Annotated in this window: 19 protein-coding genes and 1 pseudogene; 19 read left to right on the top strand and 1 reads right to left on the bottom strand. The window is 59.0% G+C overall.

What is annotated here, in order from left to right; genetic code table 11:
- The first annotated feature begins 19 nt into the window (after positions 1 to 19).
- From Q0O19_RS01705 to Q0O19_RS01675, 7 genes are all read left to right on the top strand, one after another.
- Positions 20 to 778 carry an SDR family NAD(P)-dependent oxidoreductase gene (locus tag Q0O19_RS01705; RefSeq protein WP_295519506.1) on the top strand — a complete coding sequence of 253 codons (759 nt, stop codon included), beginning with the start codon at positions 20 to 22 and terminating at the stop codon, positions 776 to 778.
- A 23-nt stretch (positions 779 to 801) separates the two neighbouring features.
- On the top strand, positions 802 to 1665 hold the full coding sequence (locus Q0O19_RS01700) for a fumarylacetoacetate hydrolase family protein (protein ID WP_295519503.1): 864 nt from the start codon (positions 802 to 804) through the stop codon (positions 1663 to 1665).
- A 121-nt stretch (positions 1666 to 1786) separates the two neighbouring features.
- The gene (locus Q0O19_RS01695; protein ID WP_295519500.1) at positions 1787 to 2515 is read left to right on the top strand and encodes a TetR/AcrR family transcriptional regulator; all 729 of its coding nucleotides are present in this window, start codon (positions 1787 to 1789) and stop codon (positions 2513 to 2515) included.
- Between the two features lie 45 nt (positions 2516 to 2560).
- The gene (locus tag Q0O19_RS01690; protein WP_295519498.1) at positions 2561 to 4372 is read left to right on the top strand and encodes an acyl-CoA dehydrogenase C-terminal domain-containing protein; all 1812 of its coding nucleotides are present in this window, start codon (positions 2561 to 2563) and stop codon (positions 4370 to 4372) included.
- A gap of 19 nt (positions 4373 to 4391) precedes the next feature.
- Positions 4392 to 4835 (top strand): DUF2147 domain-containing protein, encoded by a 444-nt coding sequence (locus tag Q0O19_RS01685; RefSeq protein WP_295519545.1) that lies wholly within the window; start codon positions 4392 to 4394, stop codon positions 4833 to 4835.
- A 37-nt stretch (positions 4836 to 4872) separates the two neighbouring features.
- On the top strand, positions 4873 to 5634 hold the full coding sequence (locus Q0O19_RS01680; RefSeq protein WP_295519496.1) for an enoyl-CoA hydratase: 762 nt from the start codon (positions 4873 to 4875) through the stop codon (positions 5632 to 5634).
- A gap of 48 nt (positions 5635 to 5682) precedes the next feature.
- Positions 5683 to 6165, top strand: a complete 483-nt coding sequence (locus Q0O19_RS01675) for a thioesterase family protein (protein WP_295519493.1) — start codon at positions 5683 to 5685, stop codon at positions 6163 to 6165.
- Positions 6166 to 6195: 30 nt separating this feature from the next.
- On the opposite strand, the gene Q0O19_RS01670 is transcribed toward Q0O19_RS01675, so the two are convergent.
- Positions 6196 to 6606 carry an acyl-CoA thioesterase gene (locus tag Q0O19_RS01670; protein WP_295519490.1) on the bottom strand — a complete coding sequence of 137 codons (411 nt, stop codon included), beginning with the start codon at positions 6604 to 6606 and terminating at the stop codon, positions 6196 to 6198.
- A 41-nt stretch (positions 6607 to 6647) separates the two neighbouring features.
- Between Q0O19_RS01670 and Q0O19_RS01665 the strand changes: the two genes are divergently transcribed.
- The 12 genes and pseudogenes from Q0O19_RS01665 to Q0O19_RS01610 all read left to right on the top strand — a co-directional run bounded on the left by Q0O19_RS01665 (position 6648) and on the right by Q0O19_RS01610 (position 19148).
- Positions 6648 to 8480: an ABC transporter ATP-binding protein/permease gene (locus Q0O19_RS01665; RefSeq protein WP_295519488.1), complete on the top strand. Its 1833-nt coding sequence runs from the start codon at positions 6648 to 6650 to the stop codon at positions 8478 to 8480.
- 28 nt (positions 8481 to 8508) lie between these two features.
- A pseudogene (locus tag Q0O19_RS01660) lies at positions 8509 to 8757 on the top strand (LysR family transcriptional regulator); the annotation flags it as partial.
- A 294-nt stretch (positions 8758 to 9051) separates the two neighbouring features.
- Positions 9052 to 10080, top strand: a complete 1029-nt coding sequence (locus Q0O19_RS01655; RefSeq protein WP_295519485.1) for an amino acid ABC transporter substrate-binding protein — start codon at positions 9052 to 9054, stop codon at positions 10078 to 10080.
- An 82-nt stretch (positions 10081 to 10162) separates the two neighbouring features.
- Complete coding sequence (locus Q0O19_RS01650; RefSeq protein ID WP_295519481.1) at positions 10163 to 11362, top strand: ABC transporter permease subunit; 1200 nt, start codon at positions 10163 to 10165, stop codon at positions 11360 to 11362.
- Position 11363: 1 nt separating this feature from the next.
- On the top strand, positions 11364 to 12467 hold the full coding sequence (locus tag Q0O19_RS01645) for an amino acid ABC transporter permease (protein ID WP_295519480.1): 1104 nt from the start codon (positions 11364 to 11366) through the stop codon (positions 12465 to 12467).
- 14 nt (positions 12468 to 12481) lie between these two features.
- On the top strand, positions 12482 to 13237 hold the full coding sequence (locus tag Q0O19_RS01640) for an amino acid ABC transporter ATP-binding protein (RefSeq protein ID WP_295519477.1): 756 nt from the start codon (positions 12482 to 12484) through the stop codon (positions 13235 to 13237).
- Between the two features lie 33 nt (positions 13238 to 13270).
- Positions 13271 to 14308 carry a dihydroorotase gene (gene pyrC / locus Q0O19_RS01635; protein WP_295519474.1) on the top strand — a complete coding sequence of 346 codons (1038 nt, stop codon included), beginning with the start codon at positions 13271 to 13273 and terminating at the stop codon, positions 14306 to 14308.
- A 59-nt stretch (positions 14309 to 14367) separates the two neighbouring features.
- Positions 14368 to 15147 carry a DUF3025 domain-containing protein gene (locus Q0O19_RS01630; protein ID WP_295519472.1) on the top strand — a complete coding sequence of 260 codons (780 nt, stop codon included), beginning with the start codon at positions 14368 to 14370 and terminating at the stop codon, positions 15145 to 15147.
- Between the two features lie 69 nt (positions 15148 to 15216).
- Entirely contained in the window at positions 15217 to 16095 is an 879-nt protein-coding gene (gene htpX / locus Q0O19_RS01625) for a protease HtpX (protein WP_295519469.1), read from the top strand.
- An 82-nt stretch (positions 16096 to 16177) separates the two neighbouring features.
- The gene (locus tag Q0O19_RS01620) at positions 16178 to 17128 is read left to right on the top strand and encodes a DMT family transporter (protein ID WP_295519467.1); all 951 of its coding nucleotides are present in this window, start codon (positions 16178 to 16180) and stop codon (positions 17126 to 17128) included.
- Positions 17129 to 17163: 35 nt separating this feature from the next.
- Positions 17164 to 17853, top strand: coding sequence for an ABC transporter ATP-binding protein (locus tag Q0O19_RS01615; protein ID WP_295519464.1), 690 nt, complete (start codon positions 17164 to 17166; stop codon positions 17851 to 17853).
- Entirely contained in the window at positions 17850 to 19148 is a 1299-nt protein-coding gene (locus Q0O19_RS01610; protein WP_295519461.1) for an ABC transporter permease, read from the top strand. The genes Q0O19_RS01615 and Q0O19_RS01610 overlap by 4 nt, the downstream gene beginning before the upstream one ends.
- The last annotated feature ends 15 nt before the right edge of the window (positions 19149 to 19163 follow it).

Here is a 19163-nt window from a genome sequence, read left to right as displayed (position 1 = left end):
TCAACCGCAGAAAGAACGCATGAATTTGCTCGACATGAAAGGCCGTCACGCGGTCATCACCGGAGGCGCTACCGGTTTGGGATTTGCCATTGCGCAGCGCATGCTGGCCTCGGGCGCACGCGTCACGGTCTGGGACCGCGATGCCGCGGGCATGGCCAAAGCCGCTGAACAATTGCGTCAAGGCCAATTGGGTGCAGTGGTCAACACGGTGCAGGTGGATGTGGCGAATCACGATTCGGTGGTGCAAGCCACGGCGCAAACCACCGCACTGGCGGGTGTCGATGTGTTGGTCAACAGCGCTGGTGTGACGGGCCCCAACACCAAGGTGTGGGACTACCCGATCGACGCTTGGCAGCAGGTCTTCGATGTGAACGTGCACGGCCTGTTCTATTGCTGCCGAGAACTGAGCGCCCACATGAAAGCGCGCAACTATGGGCGCATTGTCAACATCGCCTCGGTGGCGGGCAAGGATGGCAACCCCAACGCCAGCGCTTACAGTGCCAGCAAGGCGGCGGTCATCGGTCTGACCAAGTCGCTGGGCAAAGAGCTGGCCGACACGGGCGTGCGGGTGAACTGTGTCACCCCCGCGGCTGTGAAAACCGCGATTTTTGATCAAATGACGCCCGAGCACATCCAGTTCATGTTGTCCAAGATTCCAATGGCACGTTTTGGGGAGCCCGAAGAAGTGGCCGCCATGGTGACTTGGCTGAGCACCGAAGAATGTTCCTTTTCCACTGGCGCGGTTTTTGACTTGTCTGGTGGACGTTCCACGTATTGATTTTTTTCACACTGAGAGGTTTTATGAAACTCGTTCGCTATGGCCAACCCGGCAAAGAAAAACCAGGCTTGATCGACGCCGAAGGCCGCTTGCGTGACCTCAGCAGCGTGGTCAAAGACATTTCGCCAGACCAACTGAACGACAAGGCCTTGGCCAAACTGGCCAAAGTCAAGACCGACAAGCTGCCCTTGGTGCGCGGCAAAAAGCGTTTTGGCACCCCCATCTCTTACACCAGCAAGTTCATCGCCATTGGTTTGAACTATGCCGACCACGCAGCCGAAGCGGGGATGCCGATTCCGTCCGAGCCGATCGTGTTCACCAAAGCCATTTCAAGCATCCAAGGCGCTGACGACGACGTCATGTTGCCCAAAGGCTCCAAGAAAACCGACTGGGAAGTCGAGTTGGGCATTGTGATCGGCACCCGCACACGTTATGTCACGCAAAAAGACGCGCTCAACCATGTCGCGGGTTACTGCGTGGTCAACGACGTGAGCGAGCGTGAATACCAACTGGAGCGCGGCGCCACCTGGGACAAGGGCAAGGGTTGCGACACTTTCGGCCCGGTGGGTCCTTGGCTGGTCACGCGTGACGAAGTGCCCAACCCTCAAGCTTTGGGCATGTGGCTGGACGTGAACGGCGTGCGTTACCAAACTGGCAACACCAAGACCATGATCTTTGGCGTGGCCAAGCTGGTGAGCTATGTGAGCCAGTTCATGACGCTCGAGCCCGGCGACATCATCACCACCGGCACGCCTCCGGGCGTGGGCATGGGCGTCAAGGTCGATGGCAAGCCATCGCCTGTGTACTTGAAGCGCGGCGATGTCATGCGTCTGGGCATCGACGGTCTGGGCGAGCAAACCCAAAAAGTGGTGGCTTTCAAGGCTTGATGCACATGCTTTGAATCAGGCCGCGTCGTGATGGCCCCCTGATTTACCCTGACACACGCAGGTTTTGTTGGATTGGGGTTAGGTTTGGTGCAAAATAGAACGGACGTTCTATTTTGCCATCATGACCCATTTCCAAAAAACATCCCACCTTGAAAGCCTGCCCGTTCCCGAGACGGGCCGTCGGGTTTTGATCAAGGGGCAGCAAACCAAGGCGGTGATCATCGAGGCCGCTTTGGGGCTGGCTTCGCAAATTGGTCTCGAAGGCTTGTCCATCGGGGCGCTGGCCGAGGTCACCGGCATGAGCAAGTCGGGCGTGTTCGCCCATTTTGGTTCACGCGAAGAGTTGCAAATTTCCGTGATCCGTGAATACCACGACCGTTTTGAAGCCGAGGTCTTTTACGCCGCCATGCAGCATCCCCGAGGGGTGCCGCGCTTGCAGGCCATGTTTGACAGCTGGATGGTCCAGACCTCGGCCGAAATTGATTCGGGTTGCATATACATCAGCGGCGCAGTCGAGTTCGATGACCGCACGGGCCCTGTGCGCGATGCCCTGGCTTCTTCGGTGGCCACATGGCAAACCGCCTTGCGCCGAGCGGTGGAGTTGGCGCAAGTCGAAGGGCAATTGAGCTTGGAGTCGGACGCCCGCCAGATCGCCTTTGAAATTCATGGCTTGATTTTGGCCTTGCATTACGAAGCCCGATTTTTACGCAACCCCGACGCTACCGATCGCGCACGCCGCGGGTTTGCCCACATTCTGTCTCGCTACGCCGCCGACCGTGCGCCCAGCAGTGGCCAAGCCAGCGCCACCAACGCGCTGGTCAAACCACGGCGAAAGAACAAAGTCATTTGATTTTCAATTCTCAGGTCCATTTACCCCATTGCTCAAGGAGCTTTCATGCCCGTCTACAACCCGCCCATTCGCGACATGCAGTTTGTTTTGCACGAGTTGCTCGATGTCGCCGAGGAATTCAAGGCCTTGCCCAAGCACGCTGAAACCGATGCCGACACCATCAATGCGGTGCTCGAAGAAGGGGGCAAGTTCGCATCTGAAGTAATTTTTCCTTTGAATATTTCAGGGGACACCCAGGGCTGTACGCTCAACCGCGACACGCACGAAGTCAAAGCCCCTGACGGTTTCAAAGCCGCCTACGCGCAGTATGTGGCCGGTGGCTGGCCCTCCCTCAGCTGCGACCCTCAGTTCGGCGGGCAAGGCCTGCCCTTCGTGGTCAACCAGTGTTTCTATGAAATGCTCAACTCGTCCAACCAGGCTTGGACGATGTACCCCGGCTTGTCGCATGGCGCTTATGAAGCCCTGCACGCGCATGGGACTGCAGAGCAAAAAGCCTTGTATTTGCCCAAACTCACCAGCGGCGAGTGGACTGGCACCATGTGCCTGACGGAGCCACACTGCGGTACCGATTTGGGCCTTTTGCGGTCCAAGGCCGAGCCCCAAGCCGATGGCACTTACCGCATCAGTGGCCAAAAGATTTTCATCAGCGCCGGTGAGCACGACCTGGCCCCCAACATCGTGCACCTGGTGCTGGCCCGTTTGCCCGATGCGCCTCCTGGCAACAAGGGCATCAGCCTGTTTTTGGTGCCCAAGTTCAAGGTGGCGGCCGATGGCATCATGGGAGCGCGCAACGGCATTTACTGTGGTGGTCTCGAGCACAAGATGGGCATCCACGGCAACGCCACTTGCCAGATGGTTTTGGACGAAGCCGTGGGCACTTTGGTGGGGCAGCCCAACAAAGGTTTGGCTGCGATGTTCGTGATGATGAACGCTGCGCGCTTGGGCGTGGGCAACCAGTCGCTGGGGCTGACCGAAGTGGCTTACCAAAACGCACTCGCTTATGCCAAAGACCGCGTGCAAATGCGTTCGCTCACCGGTGTGAAAGCGCCCGGCAAACCGGCCGATCCGATCATCGTGCACCCCGATGTGCGCCGCATGCTGATGACGGCCAAGGCTTATGCCGAAGGCGGACGCGCACTGGCTTGCTACTGCGCCTTGCTGCTGGACAAGGAATTCAACCACCCTGACGAGGCTGTGCGTCAGGAGTCGGCCGAGTTGGTGGCTTTGCTCACCCCCATTGTCAAAGCCTTCACCACCGACAACGCGTGGGAAGCCACCTCGGCCTGTATGCAAGTGTTTGGTGGCCACGGCTACATCAAGGAGTGGGGCATGGAGCAGCATGTGCGCGATGCCCGCATCAACATGATCTACGAGGGCACCAACACCATCCAGTCTTTGGACCTGCTGGGCCGCAAGGTGCTGGGCAACCAGGGTGCCTCGCTGCAAAAGTTTGGCAAGCAGATTGAAAAATTGGTGAAAGCCGAAATGGCCAACGAAGCCATGGCCGAGTTCATCAAGCCGCTGGCCGATCTGGGCCAAAAGCTCACGCAATTGACGGGCGAAGTGGGTATGAAAGCCATGAGCAACGCCGACGAAGTGGGCGCTGCGGCTGTGGACTACCTGCGCGTGGTGGGACATTTGGTCTTGGCTTACTTCTGGGCCCGCTCGGCGCAGATCGCCCTCAAGAAATTGGCCGAAGCCGAAGAAGAAGCCCAGCGCCCCGATCCCTTCTACCAAGCCAAGTTACAGACGGCGCGTTTTTACTTCACCCGCCTGATGCCCGAGACCTCGAGCTTGATGCGCCGCATCCGCGCCGGCAGCGATGTGCTGATGGACACCGAGGCCGCGCTGGCTTGATCAACGGCACGGCATGAACATGGTCAAACAAACAACCGCACTGACCCTCGGTTTGTTCACTTTGCTGGCGCAGGCTCAAATGAGCCCTGTGGGCCTGTGGCGCAGCATCGACGATGAGAGCAAGCAGCCCAAAGCAGAAATCCGCATCACCCAAACGGCCAGTGCGGGCCTCTCAGGCGTGGTGGAGCGCTCACTGCAAAACAACCCCAATACCGACCCCATTTGCAATCTGTGCACCGATGACCGCAAGGGCAAGCCCAAACTGGGCATGGAAATCATCCGTGGCGGTCAACAAGGTGACGGCAAAGCGGTGTGGGAAGGTGGGAAAATCCTTGATCCTGAAAACGGCAAAAACTACAGCCTGCGCCTGACCCCCATTGAGGGCGGCAAAAAGCTCGAAGTTCGCGGCTACATCGGTACCCCTCTTTTGGGACGCTCGCAAACCTGGATTCGTATTCAGTAACGCTTATCACTCTGCACGACACACCACAAGGAACGCCATGTCTGACATCCTGACCCACATCGACGCGGGGGTGATGACGATCACCTTCAACCGTCTGGACAAAAAAAACTCCATCACTTCCAGCATGTACGCGGCCATGGCCGACGCTGTTGACCAAGCGGCTGCAGACGCCAATGTGCGCGTGGTGTTGTTCCAAGGACATGAAAGCATCTTCAGCGCGGGCAACGACATTGGCGACTTTTTGAACCAGCCGCCCAGCACACAAGAATCGCCTGTGTTCCGATTCCTGAGGGGCATCGCCACCTTTGAAAAGCCCTTGCTGGCCGCTGTGGCTGGCCCTGCGGTGGGCATTGGCACCACCATGCTGTTCCACTGCGACTTGGTCTATGCAGGTGACAACGCCGCGTTTTCCATGCCTTTCGTGAATTTGGGTTTGTGCCCTGAGGCGGCTTCGAGCCTGTTGGCCCCGCGCATGTTCGGCTACCACCGCGCCGCAGAAGCGTTGCTCATGGGTGAGCCCTTTTTTGCTGAGGCGGCGCAAGAGGTGGGTTTGGTCAACCGGGTGGTGCCGCCTACCGAAGTCAACGGCTATGCGCAAGCGCAAGCCCGCAAGTTGGCAGGAAAACCGCTGCCTTCTTTGATTGAGACCAAACGGTTGATGAAAGGCGACACCCAAGCCGTGTTGCAAAAGATGGACGAAGAGGGCAAGAGCTTTGGCCGCATGCTGCGCGAGCCCGCTGCCAAAGAGGCCTTCGGCGCTTTCATGGAAAAACGCAAACCCGACTTCAGCAAAGTTTGACCTCGGGATCTTGCTGGGCGGGGCTTTTCTTTCCATAGAATCGAGTGCATGCCCCACAGCCACTCCACCCCTGTCGTTCTTGAGCCCGAATACATCGAAGGTTTCCGCCAGATTTTTGAAGACAAAATTGTCTTCAACAAAACCTTGGGCCTCAAGCTCGTCAAGGTGACACCTGAGGGTGTGGTGGCCCGCGTCGACATGCGGCCGGAGTTGGTTGGGCATTTTGCCTACAACCGCATCCACGGCGGGGTCATCAGTGCGGTGCTGGACGCCATCGGCAGCGCCGCCGTCATGGCCGCGCTGGCGGCCAAGCACATGGACGAGCCGCCAGCCAAGCGCCTGGAGCGTTTTGCCAAGCTGGGCACCATCGACTTGCGCGTGGATTATTTGCGCCCGGGTATTGGCGAGCACTTCACCATCACGGCCAATGCTTTGCGCGTGGGCTCGCGTGTGGGCTCATCGCGCATGGAGTTTTGTGGGCCCGATGGCACCTTGATGTCGACGGGCGCTGCCGCTTACATCGTCTCTTGACGGTCTGAGCCTGCGCCCAGAACACGTGCATCACTCGGCGGGCACCAACCTCGGCTTGCCCTGGTCGTCTACCGCCACGTAGGTCAGGCTGGCTTCTGTCACCTTGATGTACTGGCCTTGCAACTGAAAGCGTTCGGCAAACACCTCGACCTTCACCGTGACCGAGGTGCGGCCTACACGCACGATCCGGGAAAAGAATGACAAGATGTCGCCGACCTTGACGGCCTGCTTAAAAATGAACTCGTTCACCGCCACGGTCACCATGCGCCCGCGCACGCGCCGGGCCGGCAAAACAGCACCAGCCAAGTCGACTTGCGCCATGACCCAGCCGCCAAAGATGTCCCCGCTGGCATTGCAGTCGGCCGGCATGGGAATGACCTTCAGCACCAGCTCTTGGTCGGTGGGCAAAGACACGGCTTGGGGGTGTGGGGCGTCGGACATGGGCACAATCGGTGGTTAACATCAAGACTGGATTGTCCCTTATGCGCCACCACGGCGAAACCGCTCCTTCTGCTGCTCCGCCCGGCAAACCTTCAGGTCAGGCCGCACAGCCCCCTGCCGGCGGTGACTGGCAAACCCTGTCCCGACTTTTGCCCTACCTTTGGCAATACAAGTGGCGTGTGGTCATCGCTTTGAGCCTGATGGTGAGCGCGAAGTTGGCGAATGTGAGCGTGCCCTTGCTGCTCAAGGAATTGGTCGATGCCATGAGCCTCAAGCCGGGCGATCCGCAAGCCGTGCTGGTGGTGCCGGTGGCCTTGTTGGTGGGTTATGGTGCTTTGCGTTTGCTGACTTCGGCGTTCACCGAGCTGCGCGAGTTGGTGTTTGCCAAAGCCACCCAGGGGGCCTCGCGCAGCATCGCCTTGCAAACTTTTGAACACCTGCATGCCCTGAGTCTGCGCTTTCACTTGGCGCGGCAGACAGGGGGGATGACGCGCGACATCGAGCGTGGGGTGCGTGGCATTGAATCGCTGATCTCTTATTCTTTGTACAGCATCATCCCCACCCTGGTCGAGGTGGGTTTGGTGTTGACGATTCTGGCCGTGAAATTCGATGCCTGGTTTGCGGGCATCACGCTGTTGGCTTTGGCGCTGTACATCTTTTTCACGGTGCGCATCACCGAGTGGCGCACCCAGTTTCGCAAACAGGCCAACGAGTTCGATTCGGCCGCACACACCCGGGCCATCGATTCGCTCTTGAACTACGAAACCGTCAAGTATTTTGGCAATGAACATTTTGAGGCGGGACGTTACGACGAAAGCCTGGAGCGCCTGCGCCTGGCCCGGCTCAAGGCGCAGACCACCTTGTCGGTGCTCAACACCGGGCAGCAGCTCATCATCGCTTCAGCTTTGGTGGCGATGCTCTGGCGAGCCACCGAAGGCGTGGTGGCCGGGCGCATGACGTTGGGCGATCTGGTGATGATCAACGCCTTCATGATCCAGCTTTACATTCCACTCAACTTTTTGGGCGTGCTTTACAGGGAGATCAAGCAAAGCCTGACCGATTTGGACAAGATGTTTGTGCTGATGGACCGCGAACGCGAAGTGGCCGATGCACCCGGTGCGCAGGCGCTCGCTTTGCAAGGCGCGCCTGATGTGGTGTTTGACCGGGTGTCCTTTGCCTACGAAAGCGACCGCCCGATCCTCAAAGACATCAGTTTCACCATTCCTGCCGGAAAAACCGTGGCGGTCGTGGGCCCGTCGGGCTCAGGCAAGTCGACACTGGCGCGCTTGATGTTCCGTTTTTACGACGTGCAGCAAGGTTTTATTCGCATCGCCGCGCAGGACATTCGCCAAGTGACACAAAGCAGTGTGCGCCAAGCCTTGGGCATCGTGCCGCAAGACACCGTGCTCTTCAATGACAGCGTGGCCTACAACATTGCGTATGGCCGTCCCGGGGCCAGTCAGGTCGAGATCGAAGGCGCAGCCCGTGCGGCCCGCATCCACGACTTCATTGCTTCCACGCCCAAGGGCTACCAGACTTCGGTGGGTGAGCGGGGCTTGAAGCTCTCAGGTGGGGAAAAGCAGCGCGTGGCCATCGCCCGTACCCTGCTCAAAGATCCGCCGATTTTGGTGTTCGACGAAGCCACTTCGGCGCTGGACTCGGCCAACGAACGTGCCATTCAGGCCGAGTTGGCCAGCGTGGCACAAAACAAAACGACCTTGGTGATCGCGCACCGCCTGTCCACCGTGGTCGATGCGCACGAGATTTTGGTGATGGACGCCGGGCAGATCATTGAACGCGGCAACCACGTGGCCTTGTTGGCCCAAAACGGGCGCTACGCCAGCATGTGGGCGCTGCAACAATCCACGGATTGAACCGCACAAGGACAGGAACCCATCACCGATGGAAACCAAGTGGCTTGAAGATTTTGTGAGTTTGGCTGAAACCCGCAGTTTCAGCCGCTCGGCTCAGTTACGGCATGTCACGCAGCCGGCTTTTTCGCGGCGCATCCAGTCGCTGGAGGCATGGGCGGGGACCGATTTGGTGGACCGCAGTTCTTACCCCACCCAATTGACACCGGCAGGGCAGATCTTGTATGCCCAGGCTTTGGGATTTCTGCAGGCGCTGCAAAACATGCGGGTCTTGCTGCGTGATCAAGATGCGGCCTCTTGAAACAGTTGGGACGCTGTGCAGAGAGACCCTATTCATTTCAAGGGGCTACGGGGGGCGGCCGCTTTTTACCGCACAATCCTTCCAAGCCGCGATTCGGGCGCGTTTTGTGCTTTGAAGGACTGCGGGTTGGGTCCTTGCATCAAGATGGTGCGGCCTTTCGGTTTTTTGAGTGCGGACCCCACCTAGGGAAGCTCCTAGGCAGTTCGGTCTCAGATTTGGCTTTTAATCATCAAGTGGCGTTTTGCCGCTCAACATTGGAAAGAGGAACAAACCATGAAAAATCATGCGCATACCGTGATCGCTGCCGTATTGGCAACCGCCGGCTTGATGGCCGGCACTTCGGCCATGGCGGGCAAAACACTGGACCAGATCAAGCAACGCGGACAAATCGTTTGCGGCGTCAACACGGGCTTGGCAGGCTTTTCTGCGGCTGACTCCAGCGGCAACTGGTCAGGTCTGGATGTCGACCATTGCCGTGCGCTGGCCGCAGCCGTGCTGAGCGACGCCACCAAAGTCAAATACGTGCCTTTGACAGCGCAACAGCGCTTCACCGCTTTGCAGTCCGGTGAAGTGGATGTGTTGGCTCGCAATACCACCAACACCTTGAACCGCGATGGCTCTTTGGGTTTGCATTTCATCGGTGCCAATTACTATGACGGCCAAGGCTTCATGGTGCCAAAAGGCAAAATCACCAGCGCCAAGCAACTCAAGGGTGCAACGATTTGCGTGCAGTCTGGCACCACCACCGAGAAAAACCTGACCGATTTCTCCCGTGCCAACAAGCTGAACCTCAAGCCCGTGGTGTTTGAGAAAGTGGAAGCGGCCACTGGCGCTTACTTCTCTGGCCGTTGCCAGGCTTACACCACCGACGCATCGGGTCTCGCTTCGGTTCGCGCCAAAGAAGCCAAAGATCCAGCGGCACACGTTGTTTTGCCTGACTTGATCTCCAAAGAGCCTTTGGGCCCTATGGTTCGCCGCGGCGATGACGAGTGGTTTGCCATCAACAAATGGGTCTTGAGTGGCTTGGTCGAAGCCGAAGAGTATGGCATCACCCAAGCCAATGTGGACCAGATGAAAACCAGCGACAACCCCCAAGTGGGCCGTTTGTTGGGCGCCACAGAAGATTTGGGCAAACACCTGGGTCTGGACAAAGAATGGTTGGCCCGCGCCATCAAGACCACGGGCAACTATGGCGAGATGTTTGAGCGCAACGTGGGCCCCAAGACGGCCATCAACTTGCCACGCGGCCTGAACAATCAGTGGAGCAAAGGTGGCTTGATGTACGCAGCCCCCCTTCGTTGATTTCAGTCTGACTTAAAGACTTTGGATACGCCCCTTCTCGGGGCGTATCTTTTGTAACCGTGGTTTTCTTCAGGCCCTGTCCATGTCCCATTTTTCCATGATCGAGGCCAGGCCTTTGCCTGGCAAGAAAAACCGATCCATTTCTTGGCGCAGCCGCGAAGGGCGATCGGTCCTTTACCAGATCGTCGCGATTTTGTCCGCTCTGGCCTTGGTGGGCTTGCTGGTGCGCAACACGCTGACGAACATGCGATTGCGTGGCATCCAAAGCGGTTACGACTTTTTGTTCCAACCGTTTGGCTTTGACATCAGTGAAACGATGATCGAGTACGCGTCCAACAGCACTTATCTGGTGGCCTTTTTCATTGGCATGCTCAACACGCTCAAGGTGGCTGTGATCGGCATAGTGTTGGCAACTGTGTTGGGCGTGCTGTTGGGTGTGGGGCGGTTTTCCGCCAACTACTTGGTGCGCAAGGTTTGCTATGTCTACGTTGAGTTCTTTCGCAATGTCCCGGTTTACCTGCAGTTGTTGATTTGGTATTTGGTGTTCACCGAAGCATTGCCCGATTTCGACAAGGCCTGGAAGTTGGGCAATTTTTACCTCAGTAAAAACGGAGTTTCATTCCCTTGGCCCGAATGGCAACTCGGACAAACGCTGGCCCTTTTGGGTGCTGCTTTGGGGGGGGTGTTTGCCATCTATTACCGCCGCAAGGCCAAAGCTTATTTCGACCAAACAGGTCAAACCCGTCCGGTTTGGGGAGTGTCTTTGGCAGTCAGCTTGGCCTTGATGGTCTTGGGCTGGTTGGCTGGGGGTGCGCCTTCCGAGTGGAATGTTCCCAAAGTGGGCGACTTCCAGATTGAAGACGGAGGCGTGTTCAGCCCCGAGTTCATGGCCTTGCTGTGCGGCTTGGTTTTCTACACCGCGTCCTTTATTGCCGAGGTGGTCCGGTCTGGCATCGCCTCCGTGTCCTTGGGTCAGCATGAAGCCTCGGCTTCTTTGGGCTTGAGCAAAAGCCAATCCATGCGTTTGGTGGTCTTGCCCCAGGCGCTGCGGGTGATCATTCCTCCGCTCACCAGCCAATACCTGAACCTGACGAAAAATTCTTCTTTGGCGGTGGCCATCGGCTATCCCGAACTGGTGTCGATTGCCAACACCACACTGAACCAGACAGGCCGGGCCATCGAGGCCTTGTCCATCGTGATGTTGGTGTATTTGACGCTGTCCCTCATCACTTCGGCCCTCATGAACTGGTTCAATGCCAGTGCCGCCATTCAGGAGCGCTGACATGAGCAATGTTTTCAAATCCTTGGATGCCAGGCCTATGCCTGGTCGCAGCTCAGGTCCTCTGGCTTGGTTGCGTGCCAATCTGTTCTCCAGTGTAGGTAACGCTGTTTTGTCGCTGGTCTTGCTGGCTCTGGGCTTTCTGGCCCTGGTGTCTTCGCTTGACTGGGCCTTGTTTCAGGCTGTTTTCGGCAGTCATTTGCAAGCCTGTAACGACATGCGCGGTGTGGGGGCTTGCTGGGGTGTGATCTCCGAAAAAGGCCGCTTGATCGTCATGGGCCGCTACCCCGAAGCAGAGCACTGGCGGCCGGTGATCGCCACAGCCCTGATGTTGGGCGTGGTGGTTATCAGTTGCATGCCGCGTTTTTGGAACAAGGCTTTGCCGCTGGTCTGGTTGGTCATGCTGTCCGTTTACTTCGTGCTCATGAAGGGTGGCTTTGGGGGTCTGACCCCGGTCGACACCGACCAGTGGGGCGGCTTGCCGCTGACGGTGATGCTCACGGTGATTTCCATGACGCTGGCCTTTCCTCTGGCCATCTTCGTGGCGCTGGGTCGGCGCTCCAACATGCCGGCCATCAAGACCTTGTGCACGCTTTACGTGGAGTTGGTGCGGGGCGTGCCGCTGATCACTGTGCTGTTCATGGCTTCCTTCATGCTGCCGCTGTTCATGCCCGAAGGCGTGAAGATCGACGTGCTTGTGCGTGTGGTGGTGGGCATCACCCTGTTTTCAGGGGCTTACATGGCCGAAGTCATCCGCGGCGGCTTGCAGGCTTTGCCCAAAGGGCAGACCGAAGCGGCGGCCACCCTGGGGCTGAGCTACTGGCAGACCCAACGCATGATTGTGCTGCCGCAGGCGCTGGCCACCGTGGTGCCTTCCATCATGAACACCTTCATCGGCTTGTTCAAAGACACTTCTTTGGTGACCATTGTGTCGCTGTACGAGTTGACGGGTGCCTTGGGTCTGGCGCTCAACTCCGATGCCGACTGGCGTCCCTTCAAGATCGAAGCCTACCTCTTCATCACCTTCATTTATTTCGCGTTCTGCTTTGCCATGTCGCGCTACAGCTTGTGGATTGAAGACCGCACAGCTGTGAGCAAAGTCCGTTGAACGAAAGACCTTCTATGACCTCCAACGCTACCCCCCTGATTGAATTCAAAGGCGTGAACAAGTGGTATGCCAGCAATGGCTACCATGTGCTGCGCGATGTGAACCTGCAATTTGCCAAAGGCGAAAAAGTCGTCATTTGCGGTCCTTCGGGCTCGGGTAAGTCCACCCTGATCCGTTGCATCAACGCCCTCGAGGAATACCAAGAAGGCACGCTGACCGTGGATGGCACCTTGCTGGGTGATGATCTCAAAGGTATTGACAAAGTGCGCCGCGAGGTGGGCATGGTGTTCCAGCAGTTCAACCTGTTCCCGCACCTGACGGTCTTGGAAAACCTGATTTTGTCGCCCACTTGGGTGGCCAAGATGCCGCGCAAGGAAGCGGTGGACAAAGCCATGGTGCAGCTCGAGCGTGTGCGCATTTCGGAGCATGCCCATAAGTACCCCTTGCAATTGTCCGGCGGGCAGCAGCAACGCGTGGCCATTGCGCGTGCGCTGTGTCTCACACCCAAGATCATGCTGTTCGATGAGCCCACTTCGGCGCTGGACCCCGAGATGATCAAGGAAGTGCTGGACGTGATGATCGAGCTGACCGGCCAGGGCATGACCATGCTGTGCGTGACGCATGAAATGGGCTTTGCCAAGGCCGTGGCTGACCGCGTCATTTTCATGGATCAAGGCCAAGTGGTTGAACAAGCGCCTCCGCAGCAGTTCTTTGACTCACCTCAGACCGACCGGGCACAAGACTTTCTGTCCAAAATTTTGGGGCATTGAGGCGAGGTTTCGAGGTTTGCGACAATACTCTCCATGACTCAAGAAATCACCTTCACCCGCCCTGACGACTGGCATCTGCACGTGCGCGACGGCGCCGCCCTGAGCGTGGTGGTGCCCCACACCGCCGCGCAGTTTGGCCGCGCGGTCATCATGCCCAACCTCAAGCCGCCGGTGACCACTGCCGAACAGGCCTTGGCCTACAAGGCGCGCATCCTGGCCGCTGTGCCCCATGGCTTGAGCTTTGAGCCTTTGATGACGCTGTACCTGACCGACAACTTGGCCCCGGCCGAAATCGCCCGCGCCAAAGCCGCTGGCGTGGTGGCCTGCAAGCTGTACCCGGCGGGTGCCACCACCAACAGCGACGCGGGTGTGACCGATTTGCGCAAGATCTACCCCGTGCTCGAAGCCATGCAACGCGAAGGTGTGCTGCTGCTGGTGCACGGCGAGGTCACCTCCTCCGACATCGATCTGTTTGACCGCGAAGCCGTGTTCATTGAGCAGCAATTGATCCCCCTGCGCCGCGACTTTCCGGGCCTCAAAATCGTGATGGAGCACATCACCACGAAAGAAGCCGCGCAGTACGTGGCCGCAGGCGACGCGAACCTGGGCGCGACCATCACCGCCCACCACCTGCTGTACAACCGCAATGCCCTGTTTTTGGGGGGCATGCGTCCGCATTACTATTGCCTTCCCGTGCTCAAGCGCGAGACGCACCGGCTGGCCCTGGTGCAAGCGGCCACCGGCGGCAACGCCCGGTTCTTTTTGGGGACCGACAGTGCCCCGCATCCAGCCCACCTCAAAGAACACGCCAGCGGTTGCGCGGGTTGCTACACCGCGCACGCGGCCATTGAGCTGTACGCCGAGGCCTTTGACCAAGCCGGTGCCTTGGGCCAACTCGAGGGTTTTGCCAGTTTCTTCGGCGCTGACTTTTATGGCCTGCCGCGCAACAGCGGCACCGTCACGCTGCGCCGCGAAAGCTGGACACCGGCCGAAAGCTTTGCTTTTGGGGAGGCCGAGCTCAAGCCGCTGCGCTCGGGTGAAAGCCTGCCCTGGCGGATGGTGAACCCCTGAGCCACAGCGTGAATCCGAACCGGACGGGGCGCAGGTGCGTCCCGTCATCTGCCCTGAGCGTGCCCGACATCGATTGGCAAGCCCCTTGGCTGGCCGACTGGCGGGCCTTGGGCAAACCCATCGCCCAGCAAGTCGCTGCCGGTTGCCCTCAAGCTCAAGCCTTGAATCAAGCGCGTGACCACCTGCCCGTGCGCTTCGTGCCGCAAGCCGACTTGCCCGAGGGTCAGGCCTACGAAGACTTCATCTTTGCCCACGGCCAGGTGCCCACCCGCGAGGGTTTGCACGACTTCTTCAATGCTTTGTGCTGGATGCACTTCCCGCTGGCCAAAAAGCGTTTGAACCAATTGCAGGCCAGCGAGATCGCCCGTGCCGGCGTGGGCCAAGAGCGCGGTCCGGTGCGAGACGCAGCCACCGTGTTCGACGAAAACGCTTGGCTTATTCAGCCTTCGGACGCGTTGTGGACCGCATTGACCGAACACCGGTGGACCGAGGCTTTGGTCGATGGGCGTGCCCAATGGGCGCACACCCGCCTGTGGGCCTTTGGCCATGCCGCGCTTGAGAAAGCCGTGCAGCCTTACAAATCGATCACCGTGCACCTGTGGCGGGTGCCGCAAGAGGTGGGTGCGGCCGATCTTGATGCCTGGCTGGCGCAAGACCTGTCGCCGGACAAACTGGCCAGCAAACCCTTCAGCCCCTTGCCTTTGTTGGGTGTGCCCGGCTGGTGGCCTGCCAACGAGGACCCCGCCTTTTATCGCGATGCGAGCGTGTTTCGCCCGCGCCGCTGGACTGCCGCCCCTGAAAAACCGTACGCCAATTCGGAAATCGAACCCCCGGCTTGATTTTGGATTCGGACCCCCTAATATCCGTTCCAACGTGCCCGCGTCTTTCGGGTGAAAGTGAAACTCAACATGAAACGCATTTTTCTTTTTGTCATGACCAACCTGGCCGTGGTGCTGGTGTTGGGGATCGTTGCCAATTTGCTGGGCGTCAACCGCTTTTTGACGGCCAACGGCCTGAACCTGGGCGCTTTGCTGGGCTTTGCGCTGATCATGGGTTTTGGCGGTGCCATCATTTCTTTGCTCATCAGCAAACCCTTGGCCAAGTGGTCATCGGGCGTTCAAGTCATCGCCCAACCGGCCAATGCAGACGAAGCATGGATCGTGGACACCGTGCGCAAACTGGCTGACAAATCGGGCATCGGCATGCCCGAAGTTGGTATTTTTGAAGGCGATCCGAACGCCTTTGCAACTGGCGCATTCCGCGATTCGGCCTTGGTGGCCGTGTCCACAGGTTTGCTGCAAAACATGACCCACGAAGAAATTGAGGCCGTGCTCGCCCATGAAGTGGCGCACATTGCCAACGGTGACATGGTCACCATGACCCTGATCCAGGGCGTGATGAACACCTTTGTGGTCTTCATCTCGCGCATTGTGGGTTATGCCGTGGACAGCTTTTTGCGCAAAAACGACGAAGAAAACACAGGCCCTGGCATGGGCTACTACATCACTACCATCGTGATGGACATCCTGCTGGGCTTTGTGGCCGCGATCATTGTGGCCTGGTTCAGCCGTCAGCGCGAGTTTCGAGCCGATGCCAGCGCTGCCCAATTGATGGGTCGCAAGCAGCCGATGATCAACGCTTTGGCCCGTTTGGGTGGTGTGCACACGGCCGAATTGCCCAAGACCATGGCGGCCATGGGCATTGCCGGTGGCATTGGTCAGTTGTTCAGCACCCACCCACCGATCGAAGAGCGCATTGCCGCTTTGCAAAACAGCGCTGAGCGCTGAATGACGTAACCCAAGCGACCCCGTGGGTCGCTGACTGGGCCTAAGATGGTTGGGTGATTGACCTCAAGCCCTCAGGCTGCGCATGAAACCGCGCAAAGCCTTTTTCTCCATCCCTCGCCTGTGGCGCTTGGCGCAGCACCGTAGTAGCCGTGCTTTTTCGTCTTGGCCCCTGGCGGTACAAGGCATGGTCTGGATGGTTTTGGGTGGCTTGCTTTTTTCCCTGCTCAACACCGTCGCCCGTGAATTGACTTTGCAATTGGACGTTTACCAGTCGCAGTTCTTGCGGTACTTGTTCGGCCTGTTGGTGATCTTGCCCTGGGTGTTTCGTGATGGCTGGCGCGCCTACATGCCGGTGAACATGGCAGGGCAGTTTTGGCGCGGCGGGGTGCACACCTTGGGCCTTATTTTGTGGTTCACAGCCCTGCCCAAGATTTCCTTGGCCGACATGACGGCCATTGGTTTTACCGGGCCGATTTTCATCATGATTGGCGCGGCCTGGTTTTTGGGTGAACCCATGCGCAAAGACCGCTGGATCGCCGCCATCATTGGGTTTGCCGGCGTGTTGGTGGTGGTCTTGCCCAAGATGTCCGGGGATGGCGGTTGGTACAACCTGGTGATGCTGGCTTCGTCGCCGGTTTTTGCGGCTTCTTTTCTCATCACCAAAGCCCTGACCCGGTACGAGAAACCCGGCGTCATCGTGCTGTGGCAAGCCATCACCGTGACCGTGCTCAGCTTGCCAATGGCCTTGCCACACTGGCAAATGCCCACGCCTGTTCAATGGCTGGGTTTTGCAGCCACCGGGGTGCTGGGCACCTTGGCCCACTACAGCCTGACGCGGGCGTTCGCGCTGTCCGAGATCTCGGCCACCCAGTCGCTGCGCTTTCTCGACCTGGTCTGGGCCTCGGTCTTGGGTTGGCTGGTGTTTGGCGATGTGCCCAGCGAATGGACTTGGGCCGGGGCCTTGGTCATCTTGGGCTCTACCGTCTGGATTGCCCGCAGGGAAAGCAGCAGAAAGACCGTTGTGCCCGATTGACGGGGTATATTGCTCTGCTCAACAGGGAGAACTGAGTGATCGACATCGAGCCATTGCGCTTTGCCTGGACTCTGGGGGGGCCTGACACACTGGTGCTGGGGCGTTTGCATGTGGAACGTGGCCAGACTGTTTTTTTGCATGGCCCCAGTGGTTGTGGCAAGAGCACTTTGCTGGGCTTGTTGGCGGGTGTTTTGTCGCCCAACCAAGGCCGCGTGGCCTTGTTGGGGCAGGACTGGGGGGCCTTGAAGGGTGGCCATCGCGACACCTTTCGGGCCGACCATGTGGGCGTGATGTTTCAGCAGTTCAATTTGCTGCCTTACCTGAGCGTGCTGGACAATGTGACACTGCCTTGCCGCTTTTCCAAATTGCGCCGCGAACGATGCCAGGCCGCAGGTGGCCCCGAGGCTGCGGCCCAAAGCTGGTTGCAGCGCATGGGCTTGCCCGAAGCTCTGTGGAGCCGCCGCGCCGACGCCTTGTCGGTAGGTCAGCAGCAGCGCGTGGCCGCTGCCCGCGCCTTGATGGGGCAGCCCGAACTGATCCTGGCCGACGAGCCCACTTCGGCGCTCGACTCCGCCTTGCGCCAGAGCTTCATGGACTTGCTGCTGCAGGCCGCACGCGACGCGGGCAGCACCTTGGTGTGCGTGAGCCACGACGAGCAACAGGCGATGCACTTTGATGTGCGGTGGTCATTGCCCGACATGCAGCAAGTGGAGGTGCGCTCATGAACAGACTGCTGAGCATCGCCCGGCAAAGCGCCTGGAACCGACGCAGCACCTTGGTGTGGGTGGTGGTGTCGCTGGCGCTGGCCACCGCATTGTTGTGGACGCTGGAGCGCCTGCGCCACGACATTCGCAGCAGTTTTTCGCAATCGGTCAGCGGCGTCGACTTGATCGTGGGGGCACGCAGCAGCCCGGTGCAGTTGATGTTGTTTTCTGTGTTTCACATCGGCAGCGTTCCGCAAAGCATGTCCATGGACAGCGTGCGCCAACTGGCACAGCACCGCTCCGTGTCCTGGGTTGTGCCCTTGAGCCTGGGGGACTCGCACCGGGGGTTTCCCGTGATGGGCACCACGCCCGCCTATTTTCAGCACTTTGCCTATGGCGACAAACAGCCGCTGGTCTTGCAACACGGCGCGGTGTTTGCAGACACCCTTGACGGTTTGTACGAGGCGGTGATTGGCGCCGAGGTGGCACATCAAATGGGTTACGGCCTGGGCCAGAGCATCACCCTGGGCCATGGGCTGCACGACGATCATGGCCATGACCAGGAAGGTCAGCAGACCGACGAGCACGCCGACAAGCCCTTCAAGGTGGTCGGTATTCTGGCGCCCACGGGCACCCCGGTGGACCGAACAGTGCATGTGAGCCTGCAAGCGCTGGAGGCCTTGCACCTGGGCTGGGTCGCGGGCACGCCCATGCCGGGTGGGCAAATCCCGGCCGATCAGGCGCGCAAATTCAATTTGCAGCCCGAAGAAGTCACGGCTGCCCTGGTGGGCCTGAAAAGCCGGGCGGCGGTATTCAATGTGCAGCGCTTTGTGAATCTCTACGAAGCAGAAGCCCTGATGGGCGTCATGCCCGGCGTGGCTCTGGGTGAGTTATGGTCGGTGCTGGGCTTGGGTGAGAATGCCTTGCTTGCTGTCTCGGCTTTGGTGGCGTTGGTGAGTGTGGTCTCGCTCATGGCGGTGGTGCTGGCGGGCCTGAACGAGCGCCGCCGCGAACTGGCGGTGCTGCGCGCCGTGGGGGCTGCGCCGCGCCATGTCCTGAGCCTGCTCACACTCGAAGGCTTATGGGTCACCTGTTCAGGCGTTTTCTTGGGTGTGCTGTTGGCCCATGCGGGGATGGCCTTGGCCACGCCTTGGCTGCAGCAGTCGCTGGGTATCCGCTTGCAATTGGCCATGCCTTTGCCCACACAATGGGCTTTGGCTGTCGGTGTTTTATTGGCCGGTTTGTTGGCCAGTTTGGGGCCGGCCTGGCGGGCTTACCGCTTGTCCTTGGCCGATGGCTTGTCGCCACGGGTATGAACAAAAAGGATCAGG

The sequence above is a fragment of the Limnohabitans sp. Rim8 genome (assembly GCF_945869175.1).
Classification (GTDB): domain Bacteria; phylum Pseudomonadota; class Gammaproteobacteria; order Burkholderiales; family Burkholderiaceae_C; genus Limnohabitans_A.
The sequence above is the reverse complement of the archived record's forward strand: the minus strand, read 5'-3'. Positions and strand labels throughout refer to the sequence as shown.

Bases quoted from the DNA above. Each gene is read 5' to 3' on its own strand.
- Q0O19_RS01705 (WP_295519506.1), top strand. From the start codon at position 20: ATGAATTTGCTCGACATGAAAGGCCGTCACGCGGTCATCACCGGAGGC.
- Q0O19_RS01700 (WP_295519503.1), top strand. From the start codon at position 802: ATGAAACTCGTTCGCTATGGCCAACCCGGCAAAGAAAAACCAGGCTTG.
- Q0O19_RS01695 (WP_295519500.1), top strand. From the start codon at position 1,787: ATGACCCATTTCCAAAAAACATCCCACCTTGAAAGCCTGCCCGTTCCC.
- Q0O19_RS01690 (WP_295519498.1), top strand. From the start codon at position 2,561: ATGCCCGTCTACAACCCGCCCATTCGCGACATGCAGTTTGTTTTGCAC.
- Q0O19_RS01685 (WP_295519545.1), top strand. From the start codon at position 4,392: ATGGTCAAACAAACAACCGCACTGACCCTCGGTTTGTTCACTTTGCTG.
- Q0O19_RS01680 (WP_295519496.1), top strand. From the start codon at position 4,873: ATGTCTGACATCCTGACCCACATCGACGCGGGGGTGATGACGATCACC.
- Q0O19_RS01675 (WP_295519493.1), top strand. From the start codon at position 5,683: ATGCCCCACAGCCACTCCACCCCTGTCGTTCTTGAGCCCGAATACATC.
- Q0O19_RS01670 (WP_295519490.1), bottom strand. From the start codon at position 6,606: ATGTCCGACGCCCCACACCCCCAAGCCGTGTCTTTGCCCACCGACCAA.
- Q0O19_RS01665 (WP_295519488.1), top strand. From the start codon at position 6,648: ATGCGCCACCACGGCGAAACCGCTCCTTCTGCTGCTCCGCCCGGCAAA.
- Q0O19_RS01655 (WP_295519485.1), top strand. From the start codon at position 9,052: ATGAAAAATCATGCGCATACCGTGATCGCTGCCGTATTGGCAACCGCC.
- Q0O19_RS01650 (WP_295519481.1), top strand. From the start codon at position 10,163: ATGTCCCATTTTTCCATGATCGAGGCCAGGCCTTTGCCTGGCAAGAAA.
- Q0O19_RS01645 (WP_295519480.1), top strand. From the start codon at position 11,364: ATGAGCAATGTTTTCAAATCCTTGGATGCCAGGCCTATGCCTGGTCGC.
- Q0O19_RS01640 (WP_295519477.1), top strand. From the start codon at position 12,482: ATGACCTCCAACGCTACCCCCCTGATTGAATTCAAAGGCGTGAACAAG.
- pyrC (WP_295519474.1), top strand. From the start codon at position 13,271: ATGACTCAAGAAATCACCTTCACCCGCCCTGACGACTGGCATCTGCAC.
- htpX (WP_295519469.1), top strand. From the start codon at position 15,217: ATGAAACGCATTTTTCTTTTTGTCATGACCAACCTGGCCGTGGTGCTG.
- Q0O19_RS01620 (WP_295519467.1), top strand. From the start codon at position 16,178: ATGAAACCGCGCAAAGCCTTTTTCTCCATCCCTCGCCTGTGGCGCTTG.
- Q0O19_RS01610 (WP_295519461.1), top strand. From the start codon at position 17,850: ATGAACAGACTGCTGAGCATCGCCCGGCAAAGCGCCTGGAACCGACGC.